Annotated in this window: 15 protein-coding genes; 11 read left to right on the top strand and 4 right to left on the bottom strand. The window is 71.6% G+C overall.

Going from position 1 to position 15,997, the window contains the following annotated elements; translation table 11 throughout:
* Nucleotides 1–142 precede the first annotated feature (142 nt).
* Nucleotides 143–1,435 carry a hypothetical protein gene (locus tag ADK66_RS32305; protein WP_231640057.1) on the bottom strand — a complete coding sequence of 431 codons (1,293 nt, stop codon included), beginning with the start codon at nt 1,433–1,435 and terminating at the stop codon, nt 143–145.
* Nucleotides 1,436–1,620: 185 nt separating this feature from the next.
* Between ADK66_RS32305 and ADK66_RS16000 the strand changes: the two genes are divergently transcribed.
* The 8 genes from ADK66_RS16000 (at nt 1,621) to ADK66_RS16035 (ending at nt 11,146) form a co-directional block, all read left to right on the top strand.
* Entirely contained in the window at nt 1,621–3,597 is a 1,977-nt protein-coding gene (locus ADK66_RS16000; RefSeq protein ID WP_053656143.1) for a TIGR03960 family B12-binding radical SAM protein, read from the top strand.
* A gap of 173 nt (nt 3,598–3,770) precedes the next feature.
* Nucleotides 3,771–4,490 (top strand): TIGR03936 family radical SAM-associated protein, encoded by a 720-nt coding sequence (locus ADK66_RS16005; protein WP_082377475.1) that lies wholly within the window; start codon nt 3,771–3,773, stop codon nt 4,488–4,490.
* A gap of 131 nt (nt 4,491–4,621) precedes the next feature.
* Nucleotides 4,622–7,741 (top strand): Rne/Rng family ribonuclease, encoded by a 3,120-nt coding sequence (locus tag ADK66_RS16010; protein WP_053656029.1) that lies wholly within the window; start codon nt 4,622–4,624, stop codon nt 7,739–7,741.
* A gap of 106 nt (nt 7,742–7,847) precedes the next feature.
* Nucleotides 7,848–8,324, top strand: a complete 477-nt coding sequence (locus ADK66_RS16015) for a hypothetical protein (protein ID WP_053656031.1) — start codon at nt 7,848–7,850, stop codon at nt 8,322–8,324.
* Nucleotides 8,325–8,490: 166 nt separating this feature from the next.
* Complete coding sequence (rplU, locus tag ADK66_RS16020) at nt 8,491–8,805, top strand: 50S ribosomal protein L21 (RefSeq protein ID WP_007464063.1); 315 nt, start codon at nt 8,491–8,493, stop codon at nt 8,803–8,805.
* An 11-nt stretch (nt 8,806–8,816) separates the two neighbouring features.
* Nucleotides 8,817–9,071 (top strand): 50S ribosomal protein L27, encoded by a 255-nt coding sequence (rpmA, locus tag ADK66_RS16025; RefSeq protein WP_043966727.1) that lies wholly within the window; start codon nt 8,817–8,819, stop codon nt 9,069–9,071.
* A 91-nt stretch (nt 9,072–9,162) separates the two neighbouring features.
* Entirely contained in the window at nt 9,163–10,626 is a 1,464-nt protein-coding gene (gene obgE / locus ADK66_RS16030) for a GTPase ObgE (protein ID WP_053656033.1), read from the top strand.
* Between the two features lie 70 nt (nt 10,627–10,696).
* A complete protein-coding gene (locus ADK66_RS16035) occupies nt 10,697–11,146 on the top strand; it encodes a GNAT family N-acetyltransferase (RefSeq protein WP_053656034.1) in 450 nt (149 codons plus the stop codon).
* A 13-nt stretch (nt 11,147–11,159) separates the two neighbouring features.
* On the opposite strand, the gene ADK66_RS16040 is transcribed toward ADK66_RS16035, so the two are convergent.
* Nucleotides 11,160–11,822, bottom strand: a complete 663-nt coding sequence (locus ADK66_RS16040) for a DUF6766 family protein (protein WP_231640058.1) — start codon at nt 11,820–11,822, stop codon at nt 11,160–11,162.
* 71 nt (nt 11,823–11,893) lie between these two features.
* On the bottom strand, nt 11,894–12,385 hold the full coding sequence (locus tag ADK66_RS16045) for a DUF4383 domain-containing protein (protein WP_053656036.1): 492 nt from the start codon (nt 12,383–12,385) through the stop codon (nt 11,894–11,896).
* Nucleotides 12,386–12,613: 228 nt separating this feature from the next.
* Here ADK66_RS16045 and ADK66_RS16050 point away from each other — a divergent pair, with 228 nt between their 5' ends.
* Genes ADK66_RS16050 through ADK66_RS16060 form a run of 3 tightly spaced genes read left to right on the top strand, consistent with a single transcriptional unit; the run spans nt 12,614 to nt 14,608 of the window.
* Nucleotides 12,614–13,471, top strand: a complete 858-nt coding sequence (locus tag ADK66_RS16050) for a hypothetical protein (RefSeq protein ID WP_053656038.1) — start codon at nt 12,614–12,616, stop codon at nt 13,469–13,471.
* A gap of 31 nt (nt 13,472–13,502) precedes the next feature.
* Nucleotides 13,503–13,970, top strand: a complete 468-nt coding sequence (locus ADK66_RS16055) for a phage holin family protein (RefSeq protein WP_053656040.1) — start codon at nt 13,503–13,505, stop codon at nt 13,968–13,970.
* The gene (locus tag ADK66_RS16060) at nt 13,967–14,608 is read left to right on the top strand and encodes a DUF3618 domain-containing protein (protein WP_053656042.1); all 642 of its coding nucleotides are present in this window, start codon (nt 13,967–13,969) and stop codon (nt 14,606–14,608) included. The genes ADK66_RS16055 and ADK66_RS16060 overlap by 4 nt, the downstream gene beginning before the upstream one ends.
* 205 nt (nt 14,609–14,813) lie before the next feature.
* Here the strand turns inward: ADK66_RS16060 and ADK66_RS16065 are convergent, their stop codons facing one another.
* A complete protein-coding gene (locus tag ADK66_RS16065) occupies nt 14,814–15,887 on the bottom strand; it encodes a glycosyltransferase family 2 protein (RefSeq protein ID WP_231640059.1) in 1,074 nt (357 codons plus the stop codon).
* Between the last annotated feature and the right edge of the window lie 110 nt (nt 15,888–15,997).

Consider the following 15,997-nt stretch of genomic DNA (forward strand, 5'->3'; position numbering starts at 1 on the left):
CTTGCCGCGCCCACCGGCCCACGCCCGACGGCCCACGCCCGACGCCTGCGGTGCCTGACGGCCTGCCGCGCCTGACGATCCGCGCCTTCCGGCTTGCCGCGCCTGCTGGCCCGCGTCGGCGAGGGCTCAGGCCGGCTGCGGCTCAGCCCTGCTCGGGTCGGACGATCTCGCGGCGCAGGGTGTGCAGCAGGTCGGCGCTGTCGGAGACGGACAGCCGGGTGAACACCCCGGTGGCGATGCTGCCGTGGTCCACCGACGTACAGACCACCACGTCGGTGTCGGCGGACCGGCCGACCGCGCAGCGCTCGTGCCGTCCCCGTACGCCGCTCTTCACCGTCTCGGGGGCGTCAAGCGCGTAGCGCTTCGTGAGCCGGGTGATCTCCGCGTCCGCGTCCGCCTCCGGGGTCAGCCGGAAGCCGGTGCCCCCGAAGACCGTGACCCGCTTGCCGTCTGATGTGGCGTAGACGCCAGCGAAGGTGTCCTCGGCCATCCAGTGTTCCTGGCGTACCTCGTTCTCCAACTGCCGGGCGGTCTGGGTGCTGCCGTTGTCCTGACGCAGGTTGAGGTCGGCCACCCGGTCGGGCAACGCCGCGCGAGCCGGGTACTGGGCCGAGATCGGAAACCCGTAGTAGGCCGGGCAGCCGCAGCAGCAGGCAAGCGTGAGCAGCAGCAACCAGGGCCAACGTCGGCGGCGACGCCGACGCGCGTACCCCTTGGGTGGCTCCCAGCCCGGCGGTGGCGCCGGTGGTGCCGTCCGTCGGCCCCGGCGCTGCTTGGGTACCGCTGGGGCCGGCTGGACCGGCGGCGGAGGCGGAGGCTGGACCGGCGGCGCGGGCCGGACCGGCGTGGTGGGCCGGGCGGCAGAGGGCCGGGCCGGGCCGGCGGGGTGCGCGGGACGCGGCAGGGGAGCAGCCGGCGGCGGCGACACCGGGTGTGCGGGCGGCTCGGGCCACTGCCGGGTCGCCGGCGGCACCGGGTAGTCCAATGTCGGAGTGAGCGGGGGCAGTTCGGCGGACGGCAGGTGCCAGCCGCCGGTGTCCACGCCGGCCCACGGGTCGACTGGCGTCCGGTGCTCGGGCGCCTCGTGGGGCACGGGCGGCGGCGGGGTCGGCTCGACCGACGCGCCCCAGGCAGCCCGACGCGGCAGCGGAGGAGGCACCGGCGCGGACCCGCTCCACCGGGGCGCGGGAACGTCCTCGGTCTCGGCGGCGGATTCCGGGGTTCCCGGCTGATCGGTGGATCGAGGTTGGTCGGTGGGACCCGGCTGGTCAGTGGCTTGGGGCTCGTCCGTGGGTGTGGGCTGGTCCGAGGGTTCCGGCTGCTTCGACGGTACGGGTGGGGAGGTCGGCTCGTCGGCGACCGCCGGGTCCTGGTCCGGCTCCGCGCCCGGGGTGCTCCCGTCGGCCGGCCGTGCTCCCGGCTGGGGCTCCGGCATCGCGGCTATCTCCTCTCGCGCCGGTCCGAGGTTAGTACCGCGTCGCCACCGCCGCTCAGCGGGCGGCTGGGCGAGAGCGGCGGCACGGGTCGATACGCCAGGCAGAAAGGTGAAGGCGCGGTGTGTGGTGCGTCGTGGCGGCGTCCGTGCGGTCGCCGCCGGGCGGGCGCGTACCCTTGGGCATCATGAGTGCCCCGTCCACGACGCCGCGTGCGGCCGCGACCAATTCCGTCTGGCCCCGGCTGGAGCCGCTGCTTCCTCAGGTTTCCAAGCCCATCCAGTACGTCGGCGGTGAGCTGGGCGCGGTGGTCAAGGACTGGGACGCGGCGACTGTGCGCTGGGCGCTGATGTATCCCGACGCGTACGAGGTGGGCCTGCCCAACCAGGGCGTGCAGATCCTCTACGAGGTGCTCAACGAGCTGCCCGACACCCTCGCCGAGCGGACGTACGCGGTCTGGCCGGACCTGGAGAACCTGATGCGCGTCCACGGCGTGCCGCAGTTCACTGTCGACGCGCACCGGCCGGTGCGCGACTTCGACGTGTTCGGCATCTCGTTCTCCACAGAGCTGGGCTACACGAACCTGCTCACCGCGATCGACCTGGCCGGCATCCCGATGCTGGCGGCCGACCGTACCGACGCCGACCCGGTGATCGTGGCCGGCGGGCACGCGGCGTTCAACCCGGAGCCGATCGCCGACTTCATCGACGCCGCAGTGCTCGGTGACGGCGAGGAGGCGGTCCTGGAGATCACCGCGATCGTCCGGGAGTGGAAGGCCGAGGGCTCCCCGGGTGGCCGCGACGAGCTGCTGCTGCGGCTGGCACGCACCGAGAGCGTGTACGTGCCGCGCTTCTACGACGTGGACTACCTCCCGGACGGGCGGATCCAGCGTGTCGTGCCGAACCGGGCAGATGTGCCGTTCCGGGTGCACAAGCGCACGACGATGGACCTGGACGCGTGGCCGTACCCGAAGAAGCCCCTCGTGCCGTTGGCCGAGACGGTCCACGAGCGGTACGCGGTGGAGATCTTCCGGGGTTGCACACGGGGTTGCCGGTTCTGCCAGGCCGGCATGATCACCCGCCCGGTGCGGGAACGCTCGATCACCACGGTGGGGCAGATGGTCCAGCAGGGGCTGGAGTTCTCCGGCTTCTCCGAGGTGGGCCTGCTGTCGCTGTCGTCGGCCGACCACTCCGAGATCGGCGACATGTGCTCCGGCCTGGCCGAGCAGTACTCGGGCACCAACGTCTCGCTGTCGCTGCCGTCGACCCGCGTGGACGCCTTCAACATCGACCTTGCCCAGGAGTTGTCCCGCAACGGTCGGCGTACGGGTCTGACCTTCGCGCCGGAGGGCGGGTCCGAGCGCATCCGCAAGGTCATCAACAAGATGGTGTCGAAGGAAGACCTCATCCGCACCGTCGTCACCGCGTACACCAACGGCTGGCGGCAGGTGAAGCTCTACTTCATGTGCGGCCTGCCCACCGAGACCGACGAGGACGTCCTCGAGATCGCGGACATGGCCCACGAGGTGATCAGGGCGGGTCGGGCCGCCACCGGTTCCAAGGACATCCGCTGCACCGTTTCCATCGGCGGTTTCGTGCCGAAGCCGCACACCCCCTTCCAGTGGGCGTCAATGGTGCGTCCGGAGGTCATCGACCACCGGCTCAAGATCCTCAAGCAGGCGATCAACTCGGACCGCTCGTTGGGCCGGGCCATCGGCTACCGCTACCACGATGGCGAGCCTTCGCTGATCGAGGGCCTGCTGTCCCGAGGTGACCGCCGGGTCGGCTCGGTGATCCGCAAGGTGTGGGAGAACGGCGGCCGGTTCGACGGGTGGAGCGAGCACTTCTCGTACCAGCGCTGGGTGGACGCCGCGGCCGAGACGCTGCCGACGTTCGGGGTGGATCTCGACTGGTACACCACCCGTGAGCGTGAGGAGTTGGAGGTCCTTCCGTGGGACCACCTCGACTCCGGGCTGGACAAGGACTGGCTCTGGCAGGACTGGCAGGACTCGGTGAGCGGCTTCGAGCAGGACGACTGCCGCTGGACGCCGTGCTTCGACTGCGGGGTCTGCCCGTCGATGGACACCGAGATCCAGATCGGCCCCACCGGCAAGAAGCTCCTGCCCCTGACCCCGGTGAAGGCCTTGCAGGCCCCCACCGCCTGAACCTCCGACCGGCGCCGCCCCAGCCAGCGTTGATCATGAAGTTGTTGCCTGTGGCACCGCGTGTCGCCGACAATGACTTCATGATCAATGGTTACTGAGTTCCGAGGAGCGAGACGATCAGTAAGAAACCACAGCCGGAAGGCGGGCAGGCGCCGATCGTTCAGCGTGTCCGTATCCGGTACGCCAAGCGCGGGCCGCTCCGGTTCACCTCACATCGGGACTTCGCCCGGGCCTTCGAACGCGCCCTGCGTCGAGCCGCCGTACCGATCGCCTTCTCGCAGGGCTTCACCCCGCACCCGAAGATCTCCTACGCCAGCGCGGCACCCACCGGGGTGGCCAGTGAGGCGGAGTACCTGGAGATCGGCCTTCAGGCGCCTGTCGACCCGGAGGCACTGCGCGCCGCGCTGGACGCCGCGCTCTCGCCAGGGCTGGACGTGCTGGAAGCGGTGATCGCCGACGGCGGCAGCCTGCCGGACCGGATCGAGGCGTCGCACTGGCACATCGAGCTGCCCGAGGTCGACCCCGCAGTGCTCCGAGCCGCCGTGGACGCCTTCAGCGCCGCCGACGAGGTGCTGGTCGAGCGGATGACCAAGCAGGGTCGACGGACGTTCGACGCCCGCGCCGCCGTGATATCGATCGATGTCCCGACGCCGACGCCGACGCCTTCCGGGGTGCCGGCCGTACCGTGTGCGATACTCGAACTGGTCGTGCGGCAGGTCACCCCGTCCGTACGGCCCGATGACGTCCTTTCCGGCCTCCGCGTGGTGGCCGACCTGGAGCCGCCGGTTTCGCCGAGGGTGACCCGGCTGGCTCAGGGCACGTTGACCGCGCAGGGTGCGATCGTGGATCCGTTGGATGCGGACCGCGGCGGGGCAGCCATCGTTGGGCACTGACCGACGGTCAGTGCTCTGGCAGGCAGACTTCGGCGGTCGCGCACCACGCGCGCCCGGCGGAAACACTTTTGCGGCAACCCTGCGTGGCAGCGCTCACCCGCGCCCGGGGCAGCCAGAACTGGAGAACGTCCATGCTCGAGAACGAGCCCGAGGGCGGCGAACGGACCGGCTCACAGCCGGCCGGTGACACCGCTGACCAGAGCACCACCGACGGCGCTTCCGCCACGCCCGCCGGTTCGGCTCCGCTGGAGCGGTCCGGCTCGGCTCCGCTGGAGCCAGATGGTGCGCAGAGCGCCGAGCCGACCAGCGCGCAGAGCGCCGAGCCTGCGGCTCCGGTGCGGCGCACCCGGACGACCCGCCGTCGGGCCGCACCACTCACCCAGCCGGAGCAGACCGACGCGCCGGTCGAGGCGTCCACCGGCGGGCCGGGCAGCGCCGAGTCGCCGCAGGCGGAGGTCTTCGCCCCGATCTCCGGTGACCAGGACGTCGCCCCGAAGACCACCCGTCGCCGCCGCAAGGCCACCCCTGTCGAGGCCCCCGCCGAGGAGCCGCTCGTCGCTGCCTCCGCCGAGGAGGCGTCCGCCGAGGTGGTGCCGCCGGTCAAGGTGACGCGTACGCGCCGCAAGAAGGCCGCGCCGCCCGCCGTCGTGGAGCCCGCAGCCGTCGAGGAGCCGCCGGCTGTGGAGGAGCCCGTCGTCGAGGCGGAGCCCGTCGAGCCGCCGGCGGAGTCGGACCTGCGCGAGGCGGAAGCCGAACTGAACGAGGCGGAGATCGAGCCGGCCCGGTCCAGCGGCGCCGAAGAGAGCGCCGGGGACGTGCCGCCCGGAGTGGCCGTTGCCAACGTGGCGGAAGAGCCGATCGAGCCCGTCGACGTCATCGAGCCGGAGCCGCCGCGTACCCGTCGTCGCCGGGCGGCGCTCTCCGCGCCCACAGTGCTGTTCATGGCGCCGCAGCCCGACGCCGTGCCGGTGACCCGCCCGGCGGAACCCGCCCCAATCGCCGAGGAGCCGGCCGCCGAGGTCGAGCCGTCCCGTCGGCGGCGGCGCGGTCGCCGCGACGTCGAGCCGGTGGAGCCCGTCGAGGCGTTCGAGGCCGAGGAAGAGCCGACCGAAGAGGCCGACGGGGCCGCCGAGGCGGACGAGGACGACGAGGACAGCGCCGCCGCGCGTCGCCGCCGCCGGCGTGGTCGCCGTGGCCGTGGCCGTGGCAAGGGCGGGGCCGACGACGCCGAGGACGAGGACTCCGAGGAAGCCGCGCAGGCCGACGAGGAAGAGACCGCCGAAGCCGAGGGCGACGAGGACGAGGAGTCCGAGGGTGGGGACGGGCTGACCCGTCGCCGCAGGCGTCGCCGTCGCCGGGGCGCTGGTGACACCGAGGGTGCCGCCGACGACGGCGTACCGACCGTGGTCAAGATCCGTGAGCCGCGTCGTACCGTCGACGAGGTCCAGGGCGTGTCCGGCTCGACCCGGCTGGAGGCCAAGCGCCAGCGCCGCCGCGACGGCCGGGAGCAGCGGCGTACTCGGCCGCCGATCCTCAGCGAGTCGGAGTTCCTGGCCCGCCGGGAGGCGGTCGACCGGGTGATGGCGGTCCGGCAGCGCGGTGACCGCACCCAGATCGCCGTCCTGGAGGACGGGGTGCTTGTCGAGCACTACGTCACCCGCAACTCCTCGGGCACGATGGCCGGCAACGTCTACCTGGGCAAGGTGCAGAACGTGCTGCCCAGCATGGAGGCGGCGTTCGTCGACGTCGGTCGGGGCCGCAACGCGGTGCTGTACGCCGGCGAGGTCAACTGGGACACCTCCGGGCTGGAGGGGCGCGCCCGCTCGATCGAGCAGGCGCTGCGCTCCGGTGACTCGGTGCTCGTGCAGGTCACCAAGGACCCGATCGGGCACAAGGGCGCCCGGCTCACCAGCCACATCGCGCTCTCCGGCCGGCACCTGGTGTACGTGCCCAACGGCAACGCCTCCGGGATCAGCCGCAAGCTGCCGGACACCGAGCGCAAGCGGCTGCGCGACGTCCTCAAGAAGCTCGTGCCGGACGGCGCAGGCGTGATCGTCCGTACGGCCGCCGAGGGCGCCAGCGAGGACGAGCTTGCCCGTGACGTCAAGCGGCTCCAGGCGCAGTGGGAGGACATCCAGGCCAAGGCCGCCGAGGGCGGTGCGCCGGTGCTGCTCTACGAGGAGCCCGACCTGGTCATCCGCGTGGTCCGGGACCTGTTCAACGAGGACTTCCGCGAGCTGGTGATCGAGGGCGAGCAGTCGTACGGCATGGTCGAGTCGTACCTGTCGCACGTCTCCCCGGACCTGGTCGACCGGGTACGCCGGCACGTCGGCACCACCGACATCTTCGCCGAGTACCGGATCGACGAGCAGATCATCAAGGGCCTGGACCGCAAGGTGTTCCTGCCCTCCGGCGGCTCGCTGGTGATCGACAAGACCGAGGCCATGACGGTCGTCGACGTCAACACCGGCAAGTACACCGGCTCCGGGGGCAACCTTGAGGAGACGGTCACCCGCAACAACCTGGAAGCGGCCGAGGAGATCGTCCGTCAGCTCCGGCTGCGGGACATCGGCGGCATCGTGGTGATCGACTTCATCGACATGGTGTTGGAGTCGAACCGTGAGCTGGTGCTGCGCCGGCTCACCGAGTGCCTGGGCCGGGACCGCACCAAGCACCAGGTCACCGAGATCACCTCGCTCGGCCTGGTGCAGATGACCCGTAAGCGGATCGGCGCGGGCCTGCTGGAGGCGTTCAGCGAGACCTGCGAGTGCTGCAAGGGTCGGGGCGTCATCATCCACACCGAGCCGGTGCCGGAGAAGCCCCGTACCGCTGGGGCGGGGGAGAAGGTCAAGGCTGTCGCCTCGTCGGCCCCGTCGGCCCCGGCGGCTCCGGCGGCCGCGGCGGTCTCGGCGGCTCCGGCCACCGAGCAGGGCACGGCATCCTCCCGCCGACGGGGGCGCAAGGGCGCCTCGGCCGAGCGGGCAGTGGTCGAGGTCGTCGACACCGACGCCAGCACCGAGTCGGACGTCGACTACCAGGACACCATGGGCTACGACCTGTCCCGCTACGAGTCGGACACCGCTGCCGGGCCGGCGGTCGCCGACGCCCAGCAGGGCGAGTCGGCCCGGTTGGCCGCGGCGGACGACCCGGACGCGCTCACCGACGGCGACACCGACGAGGAGAGCACCGAGGGCGGCGCTGGGCGTCGCCGCTCCCGCCGGGGCGGCGCGCGTCGGCGGACCCGCCCCTGACGCCTGACCCGCGAAGTGTTTGAGGAGGTCCCTTCCCCGGCAATCTGACGGGGGAGGGACCTCGTCGTCGTGGGCCACCCGGGCCGCTCCCGGTCAGGAGGAGAAGATGCGCCGCCTGCTCGCCGTAGCCGTGCTGGTGACCGCGCTCGCCGTATCGGCCTGTTCCGCCGACCGGCCGGCCGGCGAGGGCACGGCAGTTCCGACGGCGGCCGGGCCCGGAGCCACGTCCGCCGGGTCGACCGGTACGCCCTCGGCCGGCGACGCGCAGGTGTGTGCCGAGTCGCAGCGGGCCGGTACGACAGCCGTACGTGTGTACGTGGAGGAGTTGGGTCGGATGGTGGCGGCGGTGGGTGCCGGCGACAGCGCCACTGCCGAGGCTGCCCGCGTACGGGCCGAGGCGGCGCTGGCGCAGTGGCGTACCACGCTGCGGGAGCAGTCCGCCCGGGCAGCCGATCCGCAGCTCAGGACCCTGCTCAACGACATGGGCACCGAGGTCGCCGCGCTCGGCGTCGACGGTGAGTCGATCGACGAGACCGAACTCGACAGGCTTCAGCAGCGCCTCGACCAGCTCTGCGTACGCTGACCAGGGCGGGCCGGTTTGGGGTCCGGGGCTGCCATGGCGTACTCTTGCCTGCGGCGCACCTTTGGTGTGCTGAGTTCCCGTGTGCCCGCGCCGCCGTGCACTGCTACCCGGCGAGCCGCCGCGGGGACGACCGCCAGCAGCCTCAACGACAGGGAGTCCGCCTCCGATGTACGCGATCGTCAAGACCGGCGGCAAGCAGTACAAGGTCGCCGAGGGCGACGTGATCGAGGTCGAGAAGCTCACCGGTGCCCCCGGTGACGCGGTGAAGCTCACCGCGGTGCTCCTCGTCGACGGTGACGACCTGGTGACCGACGCGGCGAAGCTTGCCGAGGTCGCGGTGTCCGGCGAGATCGCCGCGCACACCAAGGGCCCGAAGATCCGGATCCACAAGTTCAAGAACAAGACCGGCTACCACAAGCGCCAGGGTCACCGCCAGCCGTTGACCCAGGTCAAGGTGACCGGCATCTCCAGCGGGAAGTAGGTCGTCCTCCAATGGCTCACAAAAAGGGTGCGTCCAGCTCGCGTAACGGTCGCGATTCCGCGGCCCAGCGACTCGGCGTGAAGCGCTTCGGTGGTCAGGTTGTCAGCGCCGGTGAGATCCTCATCCGGCAGCGTGGCACCAAGTTCCACCCCGGTGACCTGGTCGGCCGTGGCGGCGACGACACGCTGTTCGCGCTCGCCGCCGGTTCGGTCCTGTTCGGCACCAAGCGCGGTCGTAAGACCGTCAGCATCGTTCCTCAGCAGTAGCTTTCAGGCTTTGCGGGCCGCGGACCTCCGGGTCCCGGCCCGCTTCGCTTTTCCGAAGTGCGGGGTCGACCTCGCTGGAAGGATTGACGCCGTGGCGACGTTCGTTGACCGGGTCGTTCTGCATCTGCAGGCCGGTGACGGGGGGCACGGTTGTGTCTCGATCCACCGTGAGAAGTTCAAGCCGTTCGGAGGCCCGGACGGCGGCAACGGTGGGCACGGCGGCAGCGTGTCGCTGGTGGTCGACCCGCAGGTGACAACGCTTCTCGACTTCCACTTCCACCCGCACGTCAAGGCCGACAACGGCAAGGGCGGCGCGGGGTCGAACCGGGACGGGGCCAACGGCCGCAACCTGGTGCTCAAGGTGCCAAACGGCACTGTGGTGCAGACCACCGACGGCACCGTGCTTGCCGACATGGTCGGTGCGGGCACGACCTTCGAGGTGGCCCGCGGCGGGCGTGGCGGGCGGGGCAACGCCTCGCTGGCCAACGCCAAGCGCAAGGCGCCGGGCTTCGCCGAGTTGGGTGAGCCCGGTGACCAGCTGGACATCGTGCTGGAGCTCAAGAGCGTGGCCGACGTGGGCCTCGTGGGCTTCCCGTCGGCCGGTAAGTCGTCGCTGATCTCGGTGATCTCCGCCGCGAAGCCGAAGATCGCCGACTACCCGTTCACCACGCTGGTGCCGAACCTCGGCGTGGTCCGGGTGGACAACCACACCTTCACCGTCGCCGACGTGCCGGGTCTGATCCCGGGCGCGGCCACCGGCAAGGGGCTGGGCCTGGAGTTCCTCCGGCACATCGAGCGTTGCGCGGTGCTTGTGCACGTCATCGACTCGGCGACCCTGGAGCCGGGCCGTGACCCGGTCGCCGACATCGACGCCATCGAGGCCGAGCTGAGCCAGTACGGCGGCCTGGCCGACCGGCCGAGGCTGGTGGCCGTCAACAAGGTCGACGTGCCCGACGGCCGGGACCTCGCCGAGATCGTGCGCCCCGATCTGGAGGAGCGCGGCTACCGGGTGTTCGAGGTCTCCGCGGCCACCCGTGAGGGGCTCAAGGAGCTGACGTACGCGATGGCCGACCTGGTTGACGCGGAGCGTAAGGCCGCTCCGCCGGCCGAGCCGACGCGGATCGTGATCCGGCCGATGGCCGTTGACGACGACGGCTTCACCATCACGGCCGAAACCGACGGTTCGTTCACCGTCCGTGGCGTCCGGCCGGAGCGGTGGGTCAAGCAGACGAACTTCGACAACGACGAGGCCGTCGGATACCTGGCGGACCGGCTGGCCCGGCTCGGCGTCGAGGACAAGCTGGCCAAGGCCGGCGCCCAGCCCGGTGACCTGGTGCGGATCGGCGAGCGCGAGTTCGACTGGCAGCCGACGCTCTACGCCGGCGTGGACTTCGTGCCCGGCAACCGGGGCACCGACGTCCGGCTTGAGGAGAAGTCGAACCGGGCCTCGGCGGCGGAGCGGCTCGCCGCGCGCAAGGCCCGCCGGGTGCGCTCGGCCGACGAGGTGGGCGCGGACGCGTCCGACGACGAGGACTTCGAGGACGACGCCGAGTAGTCCGTTGCCCTCCGTGACGGGGTTGACTTCCGGAAACCTCCGCGAAATCCGCCCCGCCTAACGTTGGGTGATGCTGATCGAGTCCCGGCCCTGCACCGATCCCGAGATCGCCACCCTGGTCCTCGCCCAGCAGCGTGAGCTGCGGGCGGCCGACGGCGGGCTGGACGGGCAGGTCACCGTCACCCACGACGACATCCGTTACCTTGCGGTGGTGGCGAACGGCCGGGCCGTCGCCTGCGGCGGCCTCCAGTCGCTCGACGCCACCACGGGTGAGATCAAGAGGATGTACGTCCGGCCGGCGCACCGGGGGCGGGGGATCGCCCGCCAGTTGCTCGCCGCGCTGGAGGAGTTGGCGTTCCGGCAGGGGCACTCGGTGATCTGCCTGGAGACCGGCACCTACCTGCCTGCGGCGCTCGGGTTGTACGCCTCGTGCGGATACGACCGCATCCCCGTGTACGGGGAGTACGTGGGCAACCCGTACAGCGTCTGCTTCTCCAAGCGGTTGCCGGTCGCGGCCTGACGAGGGACGGGGTTCACGCCCCGGTCTCGGCGTGCGCCACTGTGACCGGCTTCGACTCGGGCGAGGCGTGCTGGCGCAGGACGATGCTCAGCAGGATGAGGGCGCCGACCGCCAGGAACTCGCTCTGCCAGTTCTGCATCGACTGGAACCAGAAGTCGCTGGTGCCGAGGAAGTCCCACACCCCGATGGGTGGCGCCCCGCTCTGCAACGCCTGCTCCTTGTTGTAGGCGGCGGTGCCGCCGAGGAGGTGGCCGACGAACGAACCGGCGAAGATCAGCAGCAGGGCGATGGAGAGGCTGTTGCGGTAGATCACCAGCGGAAGGCCGCCGGTGCGCGCCGGCCAGGGCGACTGCGGGGTGGCCCGGCGCTCGTCGTCCTCGGGCCGGTCGGTCTGGTCCACAGGCTTCGACTCGGCCGAGCCGCGCTGCACGAGGTACGCGGTGAGCAGCACGTACCCGCCCATCTGGAGGAACTCCGACTCCCAGTTCTCGAAGACCGCCTCGACGAAGTGCCCGGTGGTCAGGTATGCCGGCCAGCTCAGCGGCGCGGCGCCGAACTCGGTCAACTCCTCGTTGTGGGTCTGCCACCCGAAGATGCTCTGCAACAGCAGGAAGACCAGGAACGCCCCCAGCATGGCGACGGCCAGCGCGTTGTCACGTATCCAGCGAGGCACCATCGACCTCCTTCACGGATCATCACCGCGCTGGTACCCGCGACGGTATGCCCGCGAAACCCCGAATGGGCAGGTCAGGGTCGATCGAAGGGGGTGTCCAGCCGCCCGCCCGTGCCGACCTGGTTGGACAGCAGCAGCCCGAGCGCGATCATGCCGAAGCCGAGCGCGAGGTGCAGCCAGTTGTCGGCGTTGTTGACAGGCAGGAAGTTCGCGCCGCCGGCCTCGTCGAGCCCTTCGACCACCAGCCCGTACAGCCAGAGGGCGAGGTAGATGGCGCCGCCGCCGGCCAGGAAGAGCCGGGCGCCGGCGATGCTGCGGGCCAGCACGAGGCCGACCAGCCCGAACAGCAGGTGCACTGCGTTGTGCAGGATCGACACCTGGAACAGCCCGAGCAGCTTGGCCCCCGAGTGGTGGCCGGCGAACCGCAACTGGCCGTAGTCGGTGGTGATGCCGGGGATGAAGCCGAGGACGCCGATCAGCAGGAAGAGCACGGCCGCGACAAGCGCAGCCTGCTGTACCCGGGGCCGTGGCGCGGCAGGTCGACCACCTCGCGCGTCTCGTGCCATCCCTGCCCCCTCCGTGGATCCGCCGGCCCCGCGAATGTCGCTGTCCGTGTCGGCGACGTTACGCAGCCCGACGATCCTCCATTTTGAAGTCGACAGGGGCCTCTCCGCAGAGAAATGCGCGAAGAGGTATGGAAGCGGAATCGCAGGGTAGGTCAATTGTCGGCGGCCACGGCGAGACGGCCGCATCCCCCAGCACACCGCGACGACTTTCCGAGCGGAAGGGAAATCATGACTTACGATCTTTCACCTACCACTTCTTCGACGTACCCGCAGGAGTCCAGCAACGGCGGAGGCGTTCGCGAGCAGGCCCGCCAGGTCGGGTCCGAGGCGGCGCACGCCGGTGGCGCGGTCGCCCAGACCGCCAAGGAGCAGGGCACCGAGGTCGGCCGCGAGGCGGCCCGGCAGGCCCGCAACCTGTACGGCGAGGCGCGTACCCAGCTCGCCGGCCAGACCGCCGAGCAGCAGCGGCGCGCCGCCGGTGGGCTGCGCTCGATCGCCGACGAGATGCGGTCGATGGCCGAGCAGGGTGGCCAGGCCGGCCCGGTCAGCGAGCTGACCCGCCAGGCCGCCGACCGGGTGCACGGCGTGGCCGGGTGGCTCGAGGAGCGCGAGCCCGGCGACCTGATCAACGAGGTACGCGACTACGCGCGGCGCAACCCGGGCACCTTCCTGGTCGGCGCGGCCGTCCTCGGTGTGCTGGCCGGCCGTCTGACCCGTGGCATCTCGGCGGGTAATGACGACACCGGCAACGGCTCCGCCTCCTACCGGGGCGCCGGGGCGTACGACCCGGAGCAGACCGCTGTGATCCCGACGCCGCCGCCGGCACCTCGCCCCGCCCCGAACGCCGCCCCGGCGGGTGGCTACCTCGACCCGACCCCGGGCACGTACAGCGAGCCGACATCCGGCGGCTACAGCGACCCCACGCCGGGCGGCTACAGCGACCCGACGCCGGGCGGCTACACCGACCCCGCCCCGGGCCGGGCCGGCAGCTACTCGGAGCCGACCAGCACCGGGCAGCCGCTGCCGCCGGTGACCGAGACCGACCCGCTGCCGGGCGTGCCGTCGAGCGGCAGCCCTCGCCCGTGACCCACCGAGATCTCCGAAGGGAGGCGACGGCATGACCATGCCGACGCAGGGGTCCGGACTGGACTCCGGTTACCGCCCCGACGCGGGTGCCCCGCACACAGCGGCGGAGGTGAAGGGCAGCTCGCTCGGTGACCTGATGCGTCAGGTCACCACCGACCTGTCGACCCTCATGCGCCAGGAGGTCGAGCTGGCCAAGGCCGAGATCCGCCAGGAGGGCAAGAAGGCAGGCAAGGCCGCCGGGCTCTTCGGTGGCGCGGGCTTCGGCGGCTACATGGTGGCGCTCTTCGTGTCCATCGCCGTGTGGCAGTTCCTGGACAACGTCATGGACTCCGGACTGGCCGCGCTGATCGTGGCCGTGATCTGGGCCGTTGTCGCCGCCGTCCTGTACTCCAAGGCCAAGCAGAACGCCCAGCACGTACGCGGGCTCAAGCAGACAAACGACAGCGTGCAGCGGATTCCCGACGCGCTCAAGCCCCACCCGGAGGGAGTCACCCGATGAGCACCGACCCCGACCAGATCCGCCGGGAGATCAGAGCCACCCGCAACAGCCTCAGCTCCGATGTGGACGCGCTCGCGTACAAGGTCAGCCCCAGCCGCATCGTCGACGACCGCAAGCAGCGGGCCCGCTCCGCTCTGCAGAATGTGAGGGACAAGGTCATGGGAACCGCTTCCGACCTCGGCCACGGCACCGGCCACGCCGCCCACTCGGTGGGCGACCGCGCCTCGTCGGCGGCCTCCAGCGTCAGCGACGCCGCGCACTCGGCGGCCTCCTCGGTCAGCGACGCCGCGCACAGCGCGCCCCGGGTGATCCGGCAGAAGTCCCAGGGCAACCCGCTGGCCGCCGGCCTCATCGCGTTCGGCGTCGGCTGGCTGGCCTCCTCGCTGATCCCGGCCTCCCGTCGCGAGCAGCAGGCCGCGACGCAGGTCAAGGAGAAGGTCAGCGAGCACAGCGGAGCGGTGAAGGAGAAGCTGGGCGAGGTGGCCAGCGACCTCAAGAACGAGCTGCGCGAGCCCGCCCAGCACGCCGCGGACTCGGTGCGGTCCACCGCACAGGACGCCGTGCACACGGTCAAGGACGACGGCAGGTCCGCCGCGCACGACGTCAAGGACCACGCCCAGCAGGCCGCCAGCAGGTAAGCCCTTGACCTCACCCACACCATCGCAACCCCCGAAAAGCTCGCGGCACCTCGGTGACCGCGAGCTTTTCGCGCGCACCGCGCCGCGTACCCCCGCGATCTTGCAGTTTCGGTCTGGCTTTTGCGCGCTTGAGGCCGATTTATCCGGGCAGGAAGTGCAAGATCGCGGGGGAGGGGGAGCGCGCGCGAGGGCCGGTGGGGAGCGGTTAGCGGAGGTGTTTTTGTAGGGCTCGGACGGTGTGGGCGGCGTGCCGGATGCGGGTGCCGGCGTAGGGGACGCCCCCGAACAGGAGTCGCTGGCCTACCGCCAGCCAGCCGCACACCCCGCGCTCCAGCAGCCAGATCGGCGCCGCCAACGCGGTGGCGGCCGGGAAGACCGCACCGCCGCCGGCACGCCGACGACCCACCTCGGCCAGGGCGACGACGCCGGCCGCCGCGCCGAGCAGCGGCCCCGGCCTGCGAGCCGCGACAGCCGCGGCCAGCGCCGGCAGGACCGCGAGCGCGGTCAGCAGGCGGGCCGGCTGGGCCAGGTCGTCGTACGCCTGGCGGACCCGCTGGCCGCGGAAGTGCGCGGCGTCCGGCGGCAGCCGGCGTACGTACAGCCAGGCCGGCGCGGCCTCCGTTCCGCCGTACGCGCGCACGGTGCGGATCAGCTCCAGGTTCTCGAAGAGCACGTCGGGGTCGTACCCGCCCATGCCGAGGAAGGTGCTGCGGCGCACCGCCAGGGTGCCCGGGTAGTCCGTGCCGAGCGCCCGGTTGAGCAGCGTCCGGCCGGTGTCCCACCAGGCGTGCCAGGGCAGCGGGGCGAAGTAGTTCTGCGGGCGTACCAGGTCGACCCGGTCGAGCAGTCGGTGCGCCGCGAGCAGCCCGGCCTCGTCGTACCGGATGTCGTCGTCGGCGATCACCACGTGCTCGCGGCGAGCCGCGGCGACGCCGGTGAGGACCCCGAGCACCTTGCCGTTCGCCCCGCGCAGGGCGGGATCGGGCGGGAGGTGCCGGACCAGTCCCCGCCACGCCTCGGCGTGGCGGGCGAAGAGGGCCGGTGCGGAGCCGTCGACCACGAGCACCTCGACCCGCGCGGCCAGCCAGCGCAGGTAGCCCGTCAGCTCGGTCAGGCCGGTGTCGGAATGCCAGCGCAGCGGCAGGACGTACGCCATCGGTAGTCGGACCGGCGACGTGCCGGCGCCCTGGCGTCGGAGGTCGGGCCGGCGGTGCTCGCTGGCGTCGACGGACAACGGTGTCTCCTGGTCGAGGTAGTGGTTGACGGCCGCCCGCAGCATCTGCCCGCTCAGCGGGCGATCAAACCGGCGTGTCGTTTCGACGGGTCGGCTCGGGGTAGCGCTGCCCGGGAAGGGCTGTCCATTCCCCGGACGTCCGGGTGGAGGAGACG

This window comes from Micromonospora sp. NRRL B-16802 (assembly GCF_001279555.1).
Classification (GTDB): Bacteria; Actinomycetota; Actinomycetes; order Mycobacteriales; family Micromonosporaceae; genus Micromonospora; species Micromonospora profundi.